Origin of the sequence: Carboxylicivirga linearis, from assembly GCF_018271995.1 — a bacterium.
GTDB lineage: Bacteria > Bacteroidota > Bacteroidia > Bacteroidales > Marinilabiliaceae > Carboxylicivirga > Carboxylicivirga linearis.
On the sequence record NZ_JAGUCO010000007.1, the window covers coordinates 51,977 to 74,288 of the forward strand.

At 35.9% G+C, this 22,312-nt stretch carries 16 protein-coding genes; 4 read left to right on the forward strand and 12 right to left on the reverse strand.

From position 1 onward, the window contains the following. Positions 1–4 precede the first annotated feature (4 nt). From nspC to KEM10_RS11520, 6 genes are all read right to left on the reverse strand, one after another. Positions 5–1,147, reverse strand: coding sequence for a carboxynorspermidine decarboxylase (nspC, locus tag KEM10_RS11495; RefSeq protein ID WP_212216149.1), 1,143 nt, complete (start codon positions 1,145–1,147; stop codon positions 5–7). Positions 1,148–1,252: 105 nt separating this feature from the next. Then, a complete protein-coding gene (gene asnB, locus KEM10_RS11500) occupies positions 1,253–2,839 on the reverse strand; it encodes an asparagine synthase B (protein ID WP_212216150.1) in 1,587 nt (528 codons plus the stop codon). Positions 2,840–3,255: 416 nt separating this feature from the next. Beyond that, positions 3,256–4,449: a saccharopine dehydrogenase family protein gene (locus KEM10_RS11505; RefSeq protein WP_212216151.1), complete on the reverse strand. Its 1,194-nt coding sequence runs from the start codon at positions 4,447–4,449 to the stop codon at positions 3,256–3,258. A gap of 272 nt (positions 4,450–4,721) precedes the next feature. Next, the gene (locus KEM10_RS11510; RefSeq protein WP_212216152.1) at positions 4,722–6,374 is read right to left on the reverse strand and encodes a DUF5689 domain-containing protein; all 1,653 of its coding nucleotides are present in this window, start codon (positions 6,372–6,374) and stop codon (positions 4,722–4,724) included. A gap of 17 nt (positions 6,375–6,391) precedes the next feature. Further along, positions 6,392–7,768: a DUF5689 domain-containing protein gene (locus KEM10_RS11515; RefSeq protein WP_212216153.1), complete on the reverse strand. Its 1,377-nt coding sequence runs from the start codon at positions 7,766–7,768 to the stop codon at positions 6,392–6,394. A gap of 12 nt (positions 7,769–7,780) precedes the next feature. Then, on the reverse strand, positions 7,781–10,480 hold the full coding sequence (locus KEM10_RS11520) for a TonB-dependent receptor (RefSeq protein ID WP_212216154.1): 2,700 nt from the start codon (positions 10,478–10,480) through the stop codon (positions 7,781–7,783). Between the two features lie 261 nt (positions 10,481–10,741). Between KEM10_RS11520 and KEM10_RS11525 the strand changes: the two genes are divergently transcribed. Next, on the forward strand, positions 10,742–11,776 hold the full coding sequence (locus KEM10_RS11525) for an endonuclease/exonuclease/phosphatase family protein (RefSeq protein WP_244825779.1): 1,035 nt from the start codon (positions 10,742–10,744) through the stop codon (positions 11,774–11,776). Between the two features lie 68 nt (positions 11,777–11,844). Here the strand turns inward: KEM10_RS11525 and nadD are convergent, their stop codons facing one another. From nadD to KEM10_RS11540, 3 genes are read right to left on the reverse strand one after another with little or no spacing between them, the layout of a single operon-like run. After that, positions 11,845–12,420 carry a nicotinate (nicotinamide) nucleotide adenylyltransferase gene (gene nadD / locus KEM10_RS11530; RefSeq protein WP_212216156.1) on the reverse strand — a complete coding sequence of 192 codons (576 nt, stop codon included), beginning with the start codon at positions 12,418–12,420 and terminating at the stop codon, positions 11,845–11,847. A gap of 3 nt (positions 12,421–12,423) precedes the next feature. After that, positions 12,424–12,990, reverse strand: coding sequence for a guanylate kinase (gene gmk, locus KEM10_RS11535; protein ID WP_212216157.1), 567 nt, complete (start codon positions 12,988–12,990; stop codon positions 12,424–12,426). Between the two features lie 17 nt (positions 12,991–13,007). Next, a complete protein-coding gene (locus KEM10_RS11540; RefSeq protein ID WP_212216158.1) occupies positions 13,008–13,883 on the reverse strand; it encodes a YicC/YloC family endoribonuclease in 876 nt (291 codons plus the stop codon). Between the two features lie 252 nt (positions 13,884–14,135). Between KEM10_RS11540 and KEM10_RS11545 the strand changes: the two genes are divergently transcribed. Then, the gene (locus KEM10_RS11545; protein WP_212216159.1) at positions 14,136–15,488 is read left to right on the forward strand and encodes a fasciclin domain-containing protein; all 1,353 of its coding nucleotides are present in this window, start codon (positions 14,136–14,138) and stop codon (positions 15,486–15,488) included. A 145-nt stretch (positions 15,489–15,633) separates the two neighbouring features. Beyond that, positions 15,634–16,518 carry a MerR family transcriptional regulator gene (locus KEM10_RS11550; protein ID WP_212216160.1) on the forward strand — a complete coding sequence of 295 codons (885 nt, stop codon included), beginning with the start codon at positions 15,634–15,636 and terminating at the stop codon, positions 16,516–16,518. Here KEM10_RS11550 and KEM10_RS11555 read toward each other — a convergent pair. The 3 genes from KEM10_RS11555 to KEM10_RS11565 all read right to left on the reverse strand — a co-directional run bounded on the left by KEM10_RS11555 (position 16,515) and on the right by KEM10_RS11565 (position 20,266). After that, positions 16,515–17,363, reverse strand: coding sequence for a hypothetical protein (locus KEM10_RS11555; RefSeq protein WP_212216161.1), 849 nt, complete (start codon positions 17,361–17,363; stop codon positions 16,515–16,517). The two genes, KEM10_RS11550 and KEM10_RS11555, sit on opposite strands and share 4 nt — an antisense overlap. A 10-nt stretch (positions 17,364–17,373) precedes the next feature. Then, positions 17,374–18,705 (reverse strand): MATE family efflux transporter, encoded by a 1,332-nt coding sequence (locus KEM10_RS11560; protein ID WP_212216162.1) that lies wholly within the window; start codon positions 18,703–18,705, stop codon positions 17,374–17,376. A 163-nt stretch (positions 18,706–18,868) separates the two neighbouring features. After that, positions 18,869–20,266, reverse strand: coding sequence for a tryptophanase (locus tag KEM10_RS11565; protein WP_212216163.1), 1,398 nt, complete (start codon positions 20,264–20,266; stop codon positions 18,869–18,871). A 379-nt stretch (positions 20,267–20,645) separates the two neighbouring features. On the opposite strand from KEM10_RS11565, the gene KEM10_RS24745 reads away from it, so the two are divergent. Further along, a complete protein-coding gene (locus KEM10_RS24745) occupies positions 20,646–22,061 on the forward strand; it encodes a DUF3078 domain-containing protein (RefSeq protein WP_212216164.1) in 1,416 nt (471 codons plus the stop codon). Positions 22,062–22,312: the final 251 nt, after the last annotated feature.

Consider the following 22,312-nt stretch of genomic DNA (forward strand, 5'->3'; position numbering starts at 1 on the left):
CTATTTAGCCCATTCTTCCTTTGTAATCTTCGTATCCAAACTCACGAACGATTTTTAATCCTTTTTCATCATTCCAAATTGCAATTGAAGGATGAGGAACTCCGTTGAACATGGTGGTTTTTACCATGGTGTAATGAATCATATCTTCAAAAATAAGCTGGTCTCCAATCTTTAATTCATTATCAAACGACCATAATCCCATATAATCGCCCGCCAGACAACTATTACCACCTAGTCGGTAGGTTGGCTTCCCTTTTTTAGGTTCCTGATAAGCGCCTGTTACTTTGGGTTTGTATGGCATCTCAAGGCAATCGGGCATATGAGCAGTAAACGAAACATCTAAAACGGCTGTTTTAATTTCATTGTCTAATACAATATCAACCACTGAAGCTACCAAATCGCCTGTTTGCCACATAAAAGCACTTCCTGGTTCCAGGATGATTTTCAGATTCCATTTTTCTTTAAAAGCTTTCAATATTTTAATCAGGTGTTCAGTGTCGTAACCTTTTCGAGTCATTAAATGTCCGCCACCCATGTTAATCCATTTTGCTTTTAGTAGATAAGTAGCAAATTTCTTCTCAATAGCTTGTAAAGTCTTTTCCAGATCAAAGGATGAGGATTCGCATAAAGAATGAAAATGTAAGCCTTCAATTTCTTCAGGTAATTCATCTGGCAGGTTATTGGCAGCTACTCCTAAACGAGTTCCCGGAGCGCAAGGATTGTATAAGTCTGTTTCTACATCGCTAAACTCAGGATTGATCCTTAATCCAACAGATATATGTTCCTTGTGATTTTTTAAAGTGTCTTTATGAGCCTCAAACTGAGTAAGTGAATTAAAAGTAATATGACTACTGTATTTTAAAATTTCAGTAAACTCCTTACGTGTAAAAGCAGGGGAGTAGGTGTGAGCTTTAGTACCCATTTCTTCAAACGCCAGACGAGCTTCATGAATAGAACTAGCTGCAGCTCGGGGAATGTATTCATTAATGATTGGAAAAGCACTCCACATGGCACAGGCTTTAAAAGCCATAATTATTTCAATGCCTGCGTTATCCTGAACCTTTTTAATTAATTCAAGATTTTTTCTTAAACGTGTTTCGTCTAAAACATAACAGGGTGAAGGAACTTGTTTGTAATCAATAGCCATTGTTTCTAATTTTTTGCAAATAAAGTAAAAAAGCCGAAATGCTCAACGCATTCCGGCTTTTTCGTGGTTAATGTATTCTATGGCTAATGTTTTGCTAAATATTTTTTAGCTTCCGCTTGCTCCGTAGTTAGGCAATACGCGGGCGCTTGGGTCGTTTACATCGCAGTTTTCCCATTCTTTGTTTGGCATCCAAAAATCAACTACCGCTTCACTTCGGTCAGGGAAGTGTGATTCAAATATCTCACGATACATCAATGATTCTTTTGAGATTGGAGTCGCGTGTTTGTATTTAAACTGAGCTTTTTGCAAGTCATCATCAGTATACATCTCTTCGGCATATGCTTTCAGATAATCAACACAGCTATGTCCAACAGCATCAGAGAATGCTGCCTTTTCGCGATACAAAATATCATGTTGTAAATATTCTCCTTCAAATGCTTTACGCAACAGATATTTTCCAACACCGGTAAAGTTCATCTTTTTCTTAGGATCGATGCTCATCACATACTCAACAAAATCAAGATCTCCGAATGGAACACGAGCTTCCAATCCATTACACGAAATACTTCTGTCGGCACGTAATACATCGTACATGTAAATCTCGGTCAATCTCTTCTCTGCTTCTTTCTGAAATTCTTCAGGTGATGGAGCATAGTCAGTGTATTTATAACCGAAAATCTCATCACTTATTTCACCTGTCATTAATACTTTAATGTCTGTATTTTCAGAGATGTATTTACAAACCATGTACATACCCATCGAAGCACGGATGGTAGTAATATCATAGGTTTCGATACAATAAATAAGGTGACTTAGTGAGTCAAAAATATCCTGACGCTTAAATAATACTTCAGTATGGTCGGCTCCAAGGTAATCAGCTACCTGACGAGCGTATTTTGTATCAATAGGATCGTCTTCGATACCAACAGCAAATGTTCTGATAGGTTTATTAAGCATTTTAGCACCTACGGCACAAACAACACTTGAATCTAATCCGCCACTTAAAAGGAAACCTACCGGTACATCAGCATTTAATCTTTTTTCAATACCAGCTACTAATTTTTCGTTGATGTTTTTATAGATTTCATCTAAATCATGATCAACAAAAGCTTCGACTTTGGCAATGTCGCGATATTGTTTGATGCTTTCACCATCGTAATAATGCCCCGGAGGGAATGGTTTAACATCATCACACATTTTGTGCAAGGCTTTCATTTCACTGGCAAACATGATGTTTCCATCTTTTGAATGACCGTAAAATAAAGGACGAATCCCGATAGGATCACGTGCTGCAAAATATTTTTTAGCTACCGAGTCAAAAATTACAAATACAAACTCTGCATCTAATGATTTGGCTGTTTCTTCAATTCCTTTTTCAAGAAATAAAGGTATAATTACTTCGCAATCGCTGTTTGATTTAAATTCGAATGATGAATCGTAATTAGCTTTAAGCTCATTGTAATTGTATACCTCTCCATTACATACCAAATTAATGTGCTTATAAACTAAGGGCTGATTACCGGCTGCCGAAACATCCATAATACTCAAACGGTGAAATCCCATCCAACCGTCATCTTCAAAATCCCGGGTAATTGAGTTGTCAGGTCCACGGTACTGGATCTTCTTAAACTCTCTGGCAAACTGAAGTTTGTCCATCTTGTCACATCCTGTATACACTGCAAATCCACACATGTCGTTCTACTTTTATAATTGTAATGGAGTTATTTGATTTAAATTTCTATGTCAAAAGTAATGATTTAATATTAAATGACAATGAAAACTAACAAAAAATAAGAATAGGTACCCTCAAACTATCAAATCAACACAATAGAAAAATAGGGGTGTCTTGCTTTAAATTGTCAAAAAGTGAGTTGGTTTACCGATGATTATGGGGGTTGAGGTTCTTTTTAAAGAAAAAAAATACGAAAGAGTAATTTTGAATGGGGAGTAATGAAAAAAAATAAAAATGATGATTTGATAGAAAAAAAATGGATGAGGTTTCAGATTGATTATTTAGAGCTGATTTGGTTGTAAATAGGAAACTAATAAAAGAAAAAAAACCGCTAATGATTGCATTAGCGATTTCCATTAATATAAATTGGTAGTTCTTATAATTCTAAATCTATATTGTGTAATTCATTCCATGGAAGACCTAACTTGTTAAGTTGCTCCATAAACGGATCAGGATCAAATTCTTCTACGTTAAATACACCCGGTTTTTTCCATATATTTTGCAGGTACATCATGGCTCCAATGGTGGCTGGTACTCCGGTAGTATAACTTACCCCTTGGGCACCTGTTTCATTAAATGCATCCTGATGCTTACAATTATTATATACGTAATAGGTTTTTTCTTCTCCGTCTTTTACACCTTTAATTCTACAACCTATAGATGTTTCTCCTGTATAGTTTTCTCCTAAATCGCCCGGGTCGGGTAAAACTGCTTTCAGGAACTGAATAGGAACAATTTCTTTTCCTTCGTACATAATAGGTTCGATACCTGCCATACCAATGTTCTGAATCACACGTAAGTGAGTCAAATATTCTTGTCCAAAAGTCATCCAGAAGCGAGCTCGTTTGATACTTGGAAAGTTCTTCACCAATGACTCTAATTCTTCGTGATAAATAACATACGATTCGCGATCGCCAATATTAGGATAATTTAATGGCTTGTGAATTTCGTGTGGTTCTGTTTCAACCCACTGACCATTCTCCCAGTATTTACCTTTTTGGGTTACCTCGCGAATGTTAATTTCGGGATTGAAGTTGGTGGCAAAAGCTTTACCGTGATCTCCACCATTACAGTCAACAATATCCAGGTACTGAATTTCGTCGAAATGATGCTTGGCAGCATAAGCCGTGTAAATACTGGTTACACCCGGATCGAATCCGCATCCCAAAATAGCAGTAATGCCCGCTTCTTCAAAGCGTTCTTTATATGCCCACTGCCATTTGTATTCGTACTTAGCTTCGTCAAGAGGCTCGTAATTGGCTGTATCAAGATATGCTGTTTTGGTTTCTAAACAGGCGTCCATAATTGTCAGATCCTGGTATGGAAGAGCCACATTAACTACAATATCTGGTTGATAGGAGTTGATTAACTCAACCAACTCAGGTACATTGTCTGCATCAACTTGTGCAGTTTGTATCCTGTTATTTCCAATTTTATTGGCAATGGCATCGCACTTGCTTTTTGTACGACTTGCCAACATAATTTCAGAGAACACCTCTGGCAAGGATGCCATTTTATGGGCTACAACGGTACCTACACCGCCAGCGCCAATAATCAGAACTTTACCCATTCTTGTTTTTCAATTAAAAATAAATCTGTTATAAATATCAATGTACAAATAGACGAAAAAATAGCATGATGTCAAATGGATGCAGATAGATTTAGTGAATTTTTTTAATCATTCATAAATGAGATGACTTTTTCTTACTGGGCGTCTATTTATACACTGGTTTGAACCTGTTTAATATGGAAGGGTTTAAATCAATTGTTGATAGGTTTTGTAAAAAAAAGACCGTGATTACAAGAGTAACACGGTCTTTTTATATAACTATTTAAGAAAAATTAGTTTTCAAAGCAGTTGATGTTGTCAATCTGCCAGGTGGTAGTTTGACTTGTACTACCGATATATTTAAATGCTATATGAATGGAACCGGAGAACGATGAAAGATCCATGTCTCCTGAACTCTCGAAATTATCACCATAGCCACTTGAAGGTACGCTTGGTAATGTAATGTCTAATTTGGTTGCAGTTGCATCCCATGGATTTGAACTTCCATCATAATCAGTTAATACATACACCTCAAGTATAGCACCATTATCATAGCCTCCTTTTAAATCACAATTAAATGTTGGATTGGTTTTTCCATCTATATTGATTGATGGTGTAACCAGCCAAATGTCATTGTTGTCATCGCTTGAGTTATATGCAGTAGCTTGAGCATAGTTGTTATTGCTATAATTGTTACCTTGCCATAAACGTTCTCCTGTTTGTGCTTTGTTATCCCATCCTGTAATGAAAATATCCATATCATCCATCGTATTTTCGAAGTTTTCAAAGAAGAAACTTCCGGTAGGATAATCTGTTTCCGGAGTTGGATCATCCTCTGTTCTGTTATCTGGGTCAATTCCGGCACCATCAAGCCAATAACCGGTCAGGCTTTTAACACCACTGAAACCGTAATACCATTCTAAGCTACCCAATACAATGACTTCTTTACCAAGGTTTGATTCGTTGTCAACCAAATTTAAAGCGGTTCGAATGGAGCCGCTTGGTAACTGAACACTTACCATGTTCTCAACGTTGGTTTCATCTGCTGAGGCAGCAATCAGCATATTGGTGGCAACATCAAAGGGGGCTGTTAAAGTAGCTTCACCTGTAGCAGGTATAGTACCAATAATATATCCTTTTACCCATCCTGAGATTGAACCATCATCTGCAGAAGACAATACGTAAGCTACATCATAAGGATCGTCTTTTGTGCCGGTTCCATCACCTGATCCGCCACCTCCACCGGAACAGCGTTCTCCGGTCATGTCCAGTTCTGAAGGATCTCTTAATAATATTTGAGCACTGTTGTAATAAGAAGCAATACCAACCAGGGTTCCATTGCCTTCGGGTAAATTATCGCTGGCAAAATCAGAAGCACTTCTTGTATATACAGCAATATTATCAGTACAATCTGTTAATGTTTGAGAACCACTAAAAGTTCCCGGAACACTACTGAATTGTACATTGCTTATTTGAACCAATTCACTTTGGTGACTACCATCTGTTAAGTCAGCAATAGTAACTGATGTTGGAGTTACTTCAGAGCCTGTTGGAAGCAATACTTCAACCATAGAGGTATAATCAACACTTCCGAATTGGAGTAAGCCATTGTATTCGGTTAGAGTTAAGCCCTGGCAATTAACTTTAATTTTACTGCCTTCTGTAAATGAATCTGTTCCTGATTCTGTTAAGGTAATTGCTGCTGTTTCATCTTGAATATAAGCTACAAAATCAGGAATATTACCTTGACTTGGTGTAAAGGTTATAGTTCCTTCTATGTAAACATCATCAGAAACACTAATGTCAGCCCCTGAATACAATGCTCTGAGTTGATTGATTGTAAGTTTTGTTCCTTCAGGAGTAGAAGGAGCCTCAGGGTCTTCGCTACAGCTAAATGTGACAAAAGCAATTAGCAAAAAATAAAAGCTTAGTTTAAATAACTTCATGGTAGTTAATTATTAAGTTAGTTTATTGTAATATTATCGATTCTCATTGATGTACTTTCAGTATCTGAACCTGAATATATAAAGGCTATAACAATCGAATTGTTTGATGTTGGTAATGAAATGTTACCTGAATCTACCCATGTAAATTCATTATCAATTCCATCTGTTGCAATGGTGGCATCTAACTCAATCCAGTTTGAATTGGTTGGATCACCTCCAGTAAAATCGGTAGAATAAACTACTTTTAAAGGTGTATTACCATTTGTGTGTGCCCAATAGGCAAATTGAGTTTCAAAAGTTAGTGTTTTTGCAGCAGATGTAGTAACCGGAGGCAGCATTAGCCACGATTCAATAGAAGCTTCTCCTGAATTGTAACCGGTAGCCTGAGCATATATTTCATCGCTATAAGTTCTTCCTCTCCATACTCTTGTTCCCGAAGTTGTGAAGTTATTCCAGCCTGTAATACTAATATCTGTATTATTACTTTCAGAGCTAAAATCTTCATTAATATTGTCAACCGGATCGCCCAATGTGATATCAATGTCGTTTCCGCATCTTTCACCTGTAAGTTGAACTTCATCAATACTTCGAATAACAATTTGTATAGTAGTTGTTGTGCCACTGGTGAATTTGGTTACAATACCCACAAAACTTCCATTTCCTTCGGGCAAATAATCACCGGCGAAAGATGAATAACCACTTGAACGAACAATTATGGAGTTGCCATCACAATCGGCTAATGTTCTATTTGCAGAAGCAGCATCCTGATCTTCCGTTTCTGCAATTGCATAGGTTAATCCCAATTGGCTATCGGCAAATTGTACATCATTAAACTGAACCAGCATTCCCATGTATTCTTCACCAGCCTCATTTATTGAAATAACTTTAGGTTCGATGACCTGTCCTTCAACTACATTTCGTTTGATATAATCGTGTTTGTCAATACCGGTTAAACGGTAATTGTTGCTATCATCAAAATAAGGAACCCCACCCAATTGAATAAAATCGCCATAGTCACTTAAATACAGTCCTTTTAGGTTAATGGTTACCGAGTCGTTTACATATAAACCTCCGGTTGATTGAAAAGTCATTCGCAAACCACCTGTTTCGTCCTGCACATAGGCTTCTTTATATAAATTACCATTTGAGGTTTTGTCGTCAGCAACAATAACTCCTTTTAAACTAATGTCTTCAGTAATTTCCACCGGAACTCTATCTGTCCAATATTTTGCTAATTCTTCATCATATAATGATTTAACATACATTACTGTTGTGGTCTCTCCGGGAACAAATTCTTCGTAGGGAGGTGCATCTTCGTTATTAAAATCGCAAGCACTTAACAACGATGTCATTAATACAATTAGAATGATATATATGCTGTTTATTCTTTTCATGATCATAAACTCTTAAAAGCTAACACTTAGGTTAAGAAAATAGTTAAAGCCGTAATAGTAGTAGTACTTAGGTGCAAATAATTCCGGACGTTCCGGGTTAAATCTTAATTGTTCGTATCCACCTGTAATAAAGCTTTGGTTGTTAGTTATATTACTTAAGTTGGCACTAAGTGAGATGTAATAACCGTTAAATCTCCAGCTTTTTCCGGCAAAAGCATCAATGGTATAGGCTGCATCTAACTGTTCAGGTGTACTCCAATATAGATATGATGTACGAGGTATTGGATTGTAATCCATATAAATCTGATCGAAATAAGAAGCTGTTACACCTGCCCACCAGTAACGTGGTGAATTGTATTTTATACCTGCAGAGTATGCATGTTGTGGAGTACCACTAATTTTAAACCCTTGCGAATAAACGGTGCTGGTCTCCAAAATTTCGCGACTGTTATCCTGGGTGATAATTACACCCGGATTGGATTGATAAGTGTATTCACCTAACGAAGCTACAGCATTAACAGTAATAGTGTTGGTTAGCTTGTACTCAGCTCCAAATTCAAATCCCATATATTGCTTATCGATGTCGTACATCGAATAGTTTACAAACGATCGTAATTCTTCGTGATAGAAGTTCATGTTTTTAACTTGATCGTTAATACGGGTGAAATATCCGGTGGCTCTCATGGTAAGGTTTGGAGAGCTGTAGAAATATCCTCCATCAACCGACATATGTGTTTCTTCTTTTAAGTTAGGAACAATATCATGTCGTGTACGAGGCGAAACGTATGCATTACGGAATACAGGTGGTTGAGTACTGTAACTGGCATTAGCCTTTACAATATGTCTACCTGTAAAACGGTATTCACCACCTAATTTTAAACCATAGGTATGAAACTGTTGTTTCTCTGAATCACCAAACGAGTTATCTGGAAACAAGCCTTTTCGCATTAATCCTTCGCGCCAGAATTCATTGTATTTATAATGACCTCCGAAATAAACGGAATATTGTGTTCCTGTATATTGGGTCATCAACCAAATATTATAAGTGTTAATATGTGGTTTGTAATGATGAGAGTATATATCACCTTCTTTAACAATTCGGTTGGGATTATTAAGGTCGTTTTGAATAATGTTATCATCATTGGGGAAGTCGCGTTCTGCAAACTGGTCAATATCTAACCAGTAATCACCTCCTAATAAATCATCCACCACATTAAAAACGTCACCTGTATAAATATCAACATTTAGTCCGCTGTTTATCTTCCAATTGTCATTAAAAGAATGTTCGAGGTTGGTGTTGAACTGAAATTGTGAAATGTCGTTTCTGCGATCTTCAACAATATAGAATGAACGGTTTCCACTATATGATTCGGTTCCTCCGTTAGCATTTTCAACCGTAAAATATCCGTTGTTACGGTTGGCTCTGTATAGAGCATCCCAATCGATTTGTCTAACAGTAGGATCAGTTCTCCACATTTCGGCAATTCTTTCCTGGTCGGCCGAATTGGTATAATAGCTTGGTAAGTATCGATAATAATCAGGGCGAGGATCTTTAGCATTGTTCCAGTTTAGCGAAGTATAACCTCCTTTACCAAACCAATAACCTGCAGTTGATTTAACTTTAGTTGAGGGTGTTGGTGTCCATGTGTGTTGTAATGTAAATAATGGTTTGTTACCACTTCTTACACGGGAATTACGTTTTTCACCATTCTGATACCCCCAATATGGATTGTAATAATTATCATCAACCAAATCATACACTTCCTGCATGGCACCACCACCAACTCCTCTTTCATACATGGCTGTCAAGGCAGTAAAATTTATTCGGTGTTTTTGATTAAATATTTTTTCAGCAGAAATGAAAAAGCTATTCGCATCATAAAAAGTAGCTTCTTTGTATCCTTCTTCACTCCATCGTCGAGAAGCAGAAACAGTAAGAGCCCAATCGTTTTCCATTAAACCGGTAGAAGCTGTAACCATGGCTCTGTTTCGATACGAACGGTTTGAACTGGAATAAACTAATTTAATGCCGGGGCGATATTCCGATGCAGAGGTAATTACTTGTGTTAGTCCGCCAAGCGGTTCGAACATAGCACCTGTTGGTGAGGCATCGCTGGTAATTATTGTGTTGCGCATTACATCGTTTAATCCTCCCCAGTTCGACCAATAGGGGCGTCCACTTTCGGCTTCATTCATAATAAAACCATTAATCATCACTTTTTGCAACTCAGAGTCGTATCCTCTTATTCTAAAGCGAGCCGGCCCAAAGGTATAGGCTGCTGCCGAAACAAACACATCTCGCGATGAGCTTAATAAGCCATGGATGGTTTGAGATTCCAAAGAGTTTTCGCTGTCTGAGTCGGTAATGGTTATAGTAGGAACATCCTGATTGGCCGTGGTTAGGTTTACTAAGAAAACATTCCCCAGATCGGTTGTGCCTTCACTACTAACAGAAGCATACATGGTTAAGCTTCTGTAGCCTTCTTTCGAAAAAGTAACCTGATAATCTTTGCCTTCGGTTACATTTATACTAAAAAAGCCTTGTTCATTACTGGTAGTGGTGTTTGTGATGTTTTCGATTTCAATGAGTACCTCATTAAGAGGTTGGTTTGAATCGGCATCTTTTACAACACCTTTAATGGCTGAGTTTTGGCCAAATGCACTTGAAGCAAGAAAAATGAGCCCCAGAAGCCATAAGATTTTAGGTTGCATAAACAGATTTTTTTTCAAAAATTAAGTTAATATTAAATTTCGACTTTAATATTTTAAAGTACAAATTAAGTAAAAAATATTGTACAGACCGGACGGTCTATGTCTAATTTTGATGAACTTAACACCTAATTAATATGTCGTGTTAGTTATTAATCAAAATTTAACTGGGTTTGGTCACCTTATAAGATGATGATATTTGTTTTTTATCCTTAAAAAATACTAACTTGCTCGCAAAAATCATATAATAGTATGTTAAATAAGATGATTAAATTTTTACTGACACTTGTTGTAGTAATTTCATTTTTACCTGTACAGGCCCAAACTTATAAAGCAGGTATTATTGCATTTTATAATCTCGAGAATTTATTTGATACCATAGATACACCGGATGTAAGAGATACTGAGTTTACCCCTTTAGGAGATAAAAAGTGGGATGGAGACAGATACTGGGCGAAAATTGGTAAAATGGCCGAGGTGATATCTGAACTAGGAGCAGAAAAAGGCTTAGGAGCACCGGCAGTGGTGGGTATGTGCGAGATGGAAAATAGAGATGTTATTGAGGATTTAGTGAATGATCCGAAACTAAAGCCTTTTAACTATCAAATAGTGCATTACGACTCGCCTGATAGAAGAGGAGTGGATGTGTGTTTGATTTATCAACCTCGGTTTTTTCAGGTAACTAACTCAAAATCGATACCCTTATATATACACGATAAAAATTCAGGCGATCGAATCTTTACTCGAGATCAGTTAATGGTATCTGGTGTTTTCGATGGAGAACCAATGCATTTTATAGTTAATCATTGGCCTTCGCGTTATGGAGGAGAGGCCCGAAGTGCACCTTTAAGAAATGAAGCTGCCAAATTAAGTCGTTCAATAGTCGATTCTATTCAAGCGGTTGATGAATGGGCAAAAGTAATTTTAATGGGAGATTTGAATGATGATCCGATTAATGAAAGCGTCGAGCTATATCTAAAAGGGATTGGAAAGAAAAGCAAAATGCGTGATGGAGATATGTATAACACCATGTATAAACATTACAAAAATGGTATAGGAACATTGGCTTATCGCGACAAGTGGAATTTGTTTGACCAGGTTATTATTACCGAATCATTATTGGGTAAAGATTTTTCTACCTATAAATTTAAATCCTCACACATTTATAATAAGCCCAAAATGATAGTGCCTGAGGGTCGATATAAAGGATATCCGCTTCGAACCTATGTGGGTAATCGATATCAGGGAGGGTACAGCGATCACTTCCCGGTTTATATTGTTTTGTTGAAGGAATTATAAATATTTGATATTTGTTTGAATTACCTTATCCAAAGGAGAAGAAGCCAATCATATTGATTGGTCTTTTTTTATTGGTATAAATGATTGGTGTTTATGTAATTCATAACTGCTGGAGAAGTAAGAAATGGCAATTGTTTCCCATTCTTAATCCACTCTCTTATTTGGGTAGATGATACTTCAATATTAGGAGCTTCAGTAATACGTACACTTAACGGTAATTGCATGTGATCAGTGGAGTATCTCAGGCGTGGATAAACCAATATGCAATAATCAGTTAATATACGGTCGCCATCTTTCCATCTGTGAATATTTTGAATATTATCGGCTCCCATGATAATATTAAATTCACAATCGCTATGAATCTTACGTAATTCAGTAAGAGTATTGATGGTGTATGATGGAACCGGCATACTGCTTTCAATATCCTCTACTTGGAAATTGGCATATTGGGCTATTGCCAGTTCAACCATTTTAATGCGATGATGGGTGCTAATTAAATCTAGTGAAGATTTAAATGGATTTTGAGGACTTACAACAAACCAAACTTCGTCCATTTCTTCGAATTCGCACATATAATTGGCCAGTGCTAAATGACCAATGTGTATGGGATTAAACGATCCGAAGAAAAGTCCGATTTGTTTCATGGCTTATAAAAAGTTAGTTAATAACTCTTCTGTTTCTTTGATTGCCTCATCCAGATTGTCGTTCACTACTACCTTATCAAATTGTGATGCAAAGCCCAATTCATATTCAGCTTTAGCCAGTCGTTGTTTAATTTTGTCGGCACTATCTGTGGCTCTTCCAATTAAACGTTCTTCTAAAGCTTTAATCGATGGAGGCTGCACAAAAATGCTTAAAGCATCATCATTGAACTCTTTTTTAATATTTACTCCACCTACCACATCAACATCAAAAACTACATTGTTTCCGGCACTGGTTATGCGGTCAACCTCACTCCGAAGTGTTCCATAATAGGTATCTTCATATACCTCTTCCCACTCCAAAAAAGCTCCTTCTTTTATTTTTTGCCTGAACTCATCAGGTGATAGAAAATAATATTCACGACCGTGCTGTTCTTCTCCACGTGGTGCTCTGCTAGTAGCAGAAATGGAAAATTCAAGATGAAAGTCTTTCTTTAATAAAGCTTGTACAATAGTACTTTTTCCTGAACCAGACGGTGCAGAAAATATTAGTAGCTTCCCTTTTTTATTCATGTTGTTGTGCTTGATGGTTAAAGAATATTGAGGATTTGCTCCTTAATTTTCTCTAATTCATCTTTCATTCTAATTACTATTTTTTGCAAATCAGCATCATTTGCTTTCGAACCCAATGTGTTAATTTCTCTTCCAATCTCCTGAGTGATGAATCCTAGTTTCTTACCTACCACATCGCTTGATTCTAATGTTTCAATAAAATACTTCAGGTGGTTAGATAATCGAACCTTTTCTTCTGTTATATCCAGTTTTTCCAGATAAAAAATAATTTCCTGTTCAAAGCGGTTTTCATCAGCCTGCGTTTGCAAGGCAATTTCTTCCAGGTTTTCTTTTATGCGGTTCCGAATTTTATCAATACGTTGGGTTTCGTATTTTGGAACCTCCTGTAATAACCCATCAATAGTTGTAATTCTATGGCGTATATCAACTTCCAGGGCTTTACCTTCGCTCTGCCTGAATAAGGTAATATCATCAATAGCCGCATCAATAGCTTGTGCAATTGCTTTCCATTCCTGCTCATCCAATTCGGCCAGTTCCACTTTCACAGTGTCGGGCAATGGCATAATCACCTTTAAAAAATCAGTGTTTTCAGATAGTCCTAAATTGGTTGAAACCTCTTTAAGCTGAGCGTAATAATCTTTTATTACCTGTTGATTTACTTTTGTGATTTTATCAGAAGAAGCAGCTTCCACATAAAAACTAACATCAACTTTTCCTCTAACCAGCTTTTTACCAACCTTATTTCTGATTTCAATTTCTTTTTCGCGATATAAATTGGGTACACGTGTGTTAAGATCAAGCTGTTTACTGTTGAGCGATTTAATTTCTATACTGATCTTCTTATTGGGAAGTTCGCAAACGCCTTTCCCAAATCCAGTCATTGAATGAACCATGCAATTATTTTTTCTATTGGGGCAAAGTTAATCTTTTTATTTAACTAAGATTTAGTGCTTTTTCGGTTAGTTAGTTCAATGAAATACTATAAAAATTAAACAAAATTTACAATGTCTAATGTATTGAAAATTAGTTGATAGATATTTGTCTTGGTAAATAATGTTTAATAAAGAGTAAAAAAGAATAAACAAAAATAGTCATCTGAAGTTATCCTTTAAAGAATTAATTAACTGACCAAAAAATTGGAAATCATGAAAGCATTTAAAAAAAATTATTGGGCTTTGGCACTTGTTTCAGCATTAATGTTAGTAGCAGTATCGTGTGAAGAAGATGATGATATGGATATGGATCAAAATCCTGTAGAAACTCCTCAATCAATTACTGACATTGCAGCTGCGAATGAAGATTTTAGCATACTGGTATCAGCTTTGCAAAAAGTTGGTTTAGATGATGATTTGAGTGGTGATGGCGATTTTACCGTTTTTGCTCCCACTAATGAGGCTTTCGTAGCTTTATTGGACGAACTTCAGGTTTCGGGCTTAGACGATATTTCGGATGATGTACTAACAGAAGTGTTACTCTATCATGTAGTTTCGGGATCGAAAGCATCTTCGATGATAGAAACCGGATATTATAACTCCTTGTCAGCAGGTCCAGTTGATGGTTATACTTTATCATTTTATGTTGATATGAATTCAACAATGATTAATACTCGGGCAAATATTATTCAAACTGATATTGAAGCTGATAATGGTATTATACACGTTATTGATAAGGTAATGTTACCTATGAGCATTACAGATCATGCTATTGCTAATGAAAATTTTTCATCGTTGGTGGCAGCTGTAAGTAAAGCCGATCTTGCATCAACCTTGGATAGTGATGGAACTTTTACAGTGTTTGCTCCTGTAAATAGTGCATTTGATTCATTTCTTGAAAGTAATGAGCTCACCTTTGATGATCTGACAAAAGAAACTTTAACACCTATTCTGTTATATCATGCGTTAGGGGCTGTTGTTCCGGCTTCAATGGTTGAATCGGGATATGCTTCAACTTTATCAACCGCATTTGACAATAATTTGAGCGTTAAAATTGATGTTGATAATGGAGTAATGTTAAATGTTTCAGCCAATGTGGTTGCAACAGATGTTGTTGCTACAAACGGAATCATACATGCAATAGATAAAGTTATAACGCCCAAATCAATTGTGGATATTGCATTACAAAATTCAAATTTCAGCATTTTAGTAGATGCATTAATAAAAGCTGATTTGGTAGATGCTTTGTCAAGTGAAGGACCTTTTACTGTTTTTGCCCCAACAAATGCAGCTTTTGAAACTTTCCTTCAGGAAAATGGCTTAAGTAGTTTAGATGATTTATCAAAAGAGGATCTAACACCCGTTTTATTGGCTCATGTGGTAAGTGCCAATGCGGTCTCAACTGGTTTAAGCAATGGAACAGTTCCTACATTAAACTCCGAAAAGAGTTTAACTATTAATGTAGATAACGGAGTTTCTATTGATGGAGAGATAAATGTAGTTGCTGCAGATATACAAGGAACAAATGGAATAATACACGTTATTGATAAAATTATAGTGCCGTAAGGCATGCTTTCAGACGTTGTTATTTCTTTCCGGGAGGCTTTTGCCTCCCTTTATAGTTTAAGAAATATCAAACGAAGCTTGAACATTAAACGTAAATTGCCTGTTTAAGAGGCAACCTAATAATTATAAAACATATTGATTCAATATGGCAGTCTATTCGATTAAAGATCTGGAAAAAATATCAGGAATTAAAGCACATACTATTCGTATTTGGGAGCGACGTTATAAATTGATTGAACCTCAAAGGACATCAACCAATATAAGATTTTATAACGATGATGATCTCAAGCGGATATTAAATGTGTCTATTCTCAATCAGAATGGATTTAAGATATCTAAGATTGCTGATTTAACAGAAGGTCAGCTGCGTGAGAGGGTATTAGATCTTTGTTTAGATAGCAAAAATATTGATGTGCAAATTGAGAGTTTGCTTGTGGCTATGCTGGAGTTGGATGAAAGTAAATTTACCAATGTGCTGACCAATTCTATTATAAAATTAGGTTTTGAATCTTCTGTTGAAACCATTCTTTTTCCTTTTCTTGAGCGCATAGGGATTCTATGGCAGGCAGGAACTATTAATCCTGCGCAGGAGCATTTTATTTCCAATTTAATTCGTCAGAAACTGATTGTTGCTATTGATAATGAGATGCAAAATTTTATTCCGAAGTCAGATAAAAATATATTATTCTTTTTGCCGGAAAATGAGCTGCATGAAATTGGTTTGTTGTTTTACAGTTTAATTGCCCGCAAAGAAGGATATAATGTTATTTATCTTGGAGCATCGGTGCCTGTAAATGACCTGAAAGTAATTGTTGAAACTCAAAAAATAGATGCCTTATTTACTTCGTTTGTTGCTGCTCAAACTCAGGAAGAATTAGAACAGAATCTTCATAAGTTATCTGAAGCAGTGCCTAATTATCCTATTTTTCTTATGGGATTACAAATAAAAGAGTTGAATCCGGTATTATCCAAGCAGTATATAAAAGTGCTATCTGCAACAGATTTTAAAAGCAATATTGCCAGTATTTAATCTCTTAATATTGTTTGTAATGAGGGCTTAAAATGCTGTGTTTTTTCGTTGCTTATTGTGATTCCGTATTTACCTATGCAAATAGCCTCTGTTTGTTGACCATTTATCTCGCTCAGTTGAATGCGGGTTTCTTTTTGCTTTGATGGATCTAAAAAATCGGTGATTTTTATGAAGAAAGGTAATTGTGTTTGGTTGATGTATTGATATCCGATTAATAAAACTTCATTATTTACTTTATTAAAATCGGCACCAGTTATTAAACCATACGAATTTATGGTGAATTGAGGTTTAGCAACTCTTTCTGTTGTATTAATTATATAAAAGGAGCTCTTACCATCAGCCCAGTTTTTAGTGAATAACCCAAGCTGATCATTAAAAGAAATAAGGGCTTCGCAATCAAAATTATGAGCATAAGGCTGAAGGTTAGTGCCCTGATCTTCATATTTAAAGTCGATAATCTTTGCTAAAATATGAATGTCTTCTTTTGATGGAGGAATGTCTTTTTTTCTGATTTTATATATTGTGAAGATTGTCCTGTTCCCGTTGTTGTTTCCCGTATCTGCTATGTAAATATTCTCTTCATCCTGAGTAATGTCTTCCCAATCAATGTTTTTGGCATTTGCTATTTTAATGGTTTGGTTTACTTCACCTTCTTCATTGATCCGGTACAAACATGCTTCGTTACCGCTATCGTTAATGGTCCAATAGCTATTATCAAAATAAATTAATCCCGATGTTTCATCTAACTTATTGGTTAAATCGCAAATATGAGAGATAGTTGCTTCTTGACTGAATAAAAGGCTTGAGAATAAAAGAAAGATGGTTAGTGTGGTTAATCGTGTCATTGTTTAGGAATTAAGTTATAACTCTTTTGCTTTTCCATTTGCCACTGAAATAATAAATAATTGAGCCTATTAATCCCATTGTCCACCCGATAGGGATGGCCCACCATATGCCATTAATTCCAAAATGCTTGGATAAAAATACGGCGAATGGAATGCGGATAATCCATAACGAAAATAGAGTAATAAACATTGGAATTAGGGTGGCTCCAGCACCACGCAATGTTCCATGTATGACAAACATGGTGGAGAATATCATATAAAAGGAACTAACAATCACAAGGTAGTTGTTTCCGTAATCAATTACATTGGTATCGGTTGTAAATAAGCGCATAATGTTGTCGCCAAAGAAAATGACAATCAACATAACTATTAGAGAGAGACTCCAGGCCATGCCTAATGTAGCTTTCAATCCTTTTTTTATCCGTTCTATTTTATTGGCACCTAAATTCTGACCGACAAAAGCAGAAAGGGCACTAGCCAGATTAAGAGCCGGCATAGCTGCCAAGGCATCAATTCTGCTGGCAGCCGTATAGGCAGCCAAAGCATCGGTGTCAAAATTGTTTACAATGCGGATTAAGGCCATAATGCCTAATGCAACAAATGTTTGCTGAAATCCTGTTGGGAGACCAATTTTAATGCTCTTGATGAATAATTCTTTATCAAATTTAAACTGGAATATATTAAAAGAGATAATTTGATGTTTATGTGTTAAGTATATTGCCCCTGAAATAAAAGCGCTAGACTGAGCTATCACAGTTGCCAAAGCAACGCCTTCAATTCCCCAGTCGAAAATCACAATAAATACAATGTCGAGTACAATGTTTATTACAGTTGCAATCATCATAAAATACAGAGGCGTCATAGAGTCGCCCAATCCTCTTAATACCGATGATGTTGCACTAAAGCCAAAGAAGGCAATCATGCCCAGCATAAATACGTTAAAGTAGCTTGTGGCCATTGGTATTACTTCTTCATCAACATGTAAGAGGGTAAATATTTCTTCACTAAATGAGATTCCTACAGCAGTAATTACAATTGATGCCCAAAATAGAAAGATGAAAATAGTGTCGATGGCGCGCTTAACTTTTTCAATTTCTTTAGCACCAAAGTATTGACTAATGACAATAGTTGCTCCGCTACCAATACCAATAATAAAGGCAATAAGGGCGTAAAAAATAGGAGAGGAAGCTCCCAACGCAGCCAGTGCTTCTTTGCCTATAAAGCGACCGACAATTACGCTATCTACAAAATGATACATCTGCTGAAGTAGATTCCCAAATACCATAGGTAGGGCAAACCTGAAAATTAATTTTGCTTCGTTCCCTACTGTTAAATCCTTCATCTATTCAGCTTATTGTTAGTTGATCAAGTAAATCCGTAATGTTTTACTCTTATAATCTATTTGAGGATTACAAAGCAAGCTAAAAAATGGCTCTCATCAAAGGGGATAAAAGAAAAAAGGTTGTGCCTAAATGGCACAACCTGTATTGTTAAATTGGGAATTATTATAAACTGGCACTGGTCTTTACTGCCGGAGCTAGTTCTACCGTAAAATGCCTCATAATTGGGGCTTCTGAAATAATTTGGTAGCCATTTTTTATTTCATTTCTGCGATCAAATACATTTTTTAAAGCTGCAGCAATTACATCCATATGGTTATTGGTGTATGTTCGGCGTGGAATTGCTAAACGTACCATTTCCAATACCGGATATCGGTTTTCTCTGGTATCGGGGTCTCTGTCGGCTAGCAAAGTGCCAATTTCAACGCCTCTTATTCCAGCTTCTTTATACAATTCAATGGCTAATGTTTGTGCAACATATTCTTCTTTCGGTATTTGCGGAAGAAATTTCTTGGCATCAATAAAAATGGCATGTCCACCAATTGGTTGTTGAATGGTAATTCCATATTCTATTAACTGATTTCCTAAATATTCAACTTGTTTTATGCGTGTCTCCAGATAGTCGAATTCAGTACCTTCATCCAGACCTTGAGCCAAAGCATTCATGTCTCTTCCCGACATTCCACCATAGGTAATAAATCCTTCGAAAATAATATTGTATTGACTTGCCTTCTTAAAGAGCTCTTCTTCTTTTAATGCAATAAAACCACCCATGTTTACAATAGCATCTTTTTTACTACTCATGGTCATTCCATCGGCATAGTTGTACATCTCCTTCACAATCTGCTTGATGCTTTTATCGGCATATCCTTCTTCACGAACCTTAATGAAATAGGCATTTTCAGCAAAGCGAGCAGAATCAAAAATAACACGAACGCCATATTTTTGAGCCATAGAGTAAACATCCTTCAGATTTTGCATTGAAACCGGTTGTCCTCCTGATGTATTGCAGGTTACGGTAACAATAATCATCGGAATTTTTTCCTTTGGATTGGTTAATAATATATGCTCCAGTTTGTTTAGATCTATATTTCCTTTAAACGGATGGTCTAATGTTGTATCAAATGCTTCGTCAATGGTACAATCAATGGCTTTTGCCTTTCTGAATTCAATATGACCTTTTGTAGTATCGAAATGAGAGTTTCCCGGTACAACGTCCCCATCTTTTACCAGAGCTGAGAAAAGCACATTTTCAGCGGCACGGCCCTGATGTGTGGGTAAGAAGTATTCAAAACCAAGAATGTTTTTTATGGCATTCTTTAAGTTATAATACGATGAGGCTCCGGCATAGCTTTCATCACCCAACATCATGGCAGCCCATTGTCTGTCACTCATTGCGCCTGTTCCACTATCGGTTAATAGATCAATAAAGACCTGATCGCTTCTTAAGTTAAATAAATTGTATTTCGCTTCTTTAATCCATCTTTCGCGTTCTTCTCTTGAGCTTTTACGTATGGGCTCAATCATTTTTATTTTATATGATTCAGAGAATGGTAATTCCATAATTAAGTTTTTTAATGACAACATCAAAATCACCACGAACTGTTGTTTACAGTATGCGGTAAAATAATTTGAGAAATAAGTATATTATAAAAGTGATTTTTGTAGCTGAAGTAAACAGCTTATTAACAGGAGAATTCGTCCCTGTTTTTGATGTTGATGTAAACGCGGGATGATAAAGCTGATTGTATGAGTGTGTTAATCATAACGGTAACTTTTATCTTTGGTAAAGATAACAAATCTAGTTGTGCTGAAAAAAGTTCTGTGGCTGATATTCATCAACCCAAGTTATTTTTTCATGATAATCTTTAATCTAATTATTTTTGTAAATCGCTTTTCGTGCTATTTTTGTCATTGAAAAATCATAAGAAGCAAATTTATTGTGCAAATAAAAAAGCTGGGGGTAGATAGTCTGTTTATCTTTGTTTTAGTGTTTTTCATAAGCCTCGTATTTATATCTCAGGATAGTAAAGGACAAATTGTTTCAGGTCAGATGTTGGAACAATTATGGGAGGCGAATGAGATAACTCAGGAGAGTTATGTCGATTCTTTAGGCGAAATTTTTCAAGGTAGTTATATTTCAAAGTATATACGAAGGCAGATATACAATGGGAGTATGCTTGGTAAACTTGGATATCCGATTGGTGAACAATCGAAATATATGCCACATACTTTTGGTTTAAAATATCGAGTGCCCGATTATCCAAAAATAGAGCATCAGAAAAAAGATTATTCATCGAAAGCATTTAACGATTATCAGCAATTTATAAAAAAGTTGAATCAGGGCGGATCGTATTCTTCGGAATTAAACTTAGATCAAAGACCTATTCTGCAAGTAATGCGAGATGCTTCCATTCATTATCCTGAGTATGTCGATTATATGTGGAATGATATTCCTGATGTTTCTCATGTGGGAAGAAGAAGATTATCGAGGAGGGCTGTTGAGAAGAGAATTAGTACTTTTATACCAGATACTTCCAGTACCAGGCCCAGTCTTGAACAAATTATTATAGAAAAGAGCCCATGGGAGTTTGGCGGGAAAGAGAATATTCAATTATCGCAAGGTTACCTTGAGAATTGGACTAAAGGGGGAGAGAGTAATGTAGCATTAAGTAGCGATTTACGTTTAAATATAAATTTTACCAAAGGAAAGCATAGTTGGGAAAATAAGATTACCCATAAAATAGGAGTGATATCAACGGAGTCAGAATCTGGACGTTTTAATGATGATTTAGTAGAGATTGATACAAAATACGGATTGCAGTCATCTAAAAAATGGTATTATAGTTTTTTGTATAATATTAAAACGCAGATATTTAAAGGTTATGATAATTCTGATAAGGAACATGAAAATCCGATTTCAGGCTTTTTAGCTCCAGCTTATATGTCATTTGCTGTGGGTATGGATTATAAACCTAGTAATAAGTTTACCTTGCTTTTATCACCTTTAACTTCAAGGTTGACAATTGTTAAAGATACAGCTACTATAGATCAAACAAGGTATGGTATAGATGCCAATAAGAAGGCGAATGTCTTAAATGGATTATCCGTTGTTAATAGCTTTAGCTATAAGGTTTCGAAGGAAATTAATATAACATCAAAAATCGATATCTTTTACCAGTACTTAAATGACGATGGAGAAAATCAGAAACAAGTTGATTGGGAATTAATAATGGATATGCGAATTAATCAGTTCTTATCTACTAGGTTGTTAGGTAATCTGCGTTATTTTACAACGGAATCGGACAAGGTGCAGATACGGGAAAATTTTAATATAGCATTTCAGTACCACTTTTAAGTATCTAATTATGTGAAGATAAAGATAAGTTAACATTTGTGTTAACAAAAATTAACAATTAATATTATGAACTGTATTAAAAAAGGGTGTATTTTTGCAGTGTAAGATTAAAGGGAAAACATCTTCTTACAATTTGAAATGATAGTAAAGCACTATGTGCTACAAGATATTGAGTAAGTTTTCTCATAGTTTAGGGTTAGGTTTGGTTAAAAGTTGAAAGTCGTCTTAAAGAATGCTTTAAGGCGGCTTTC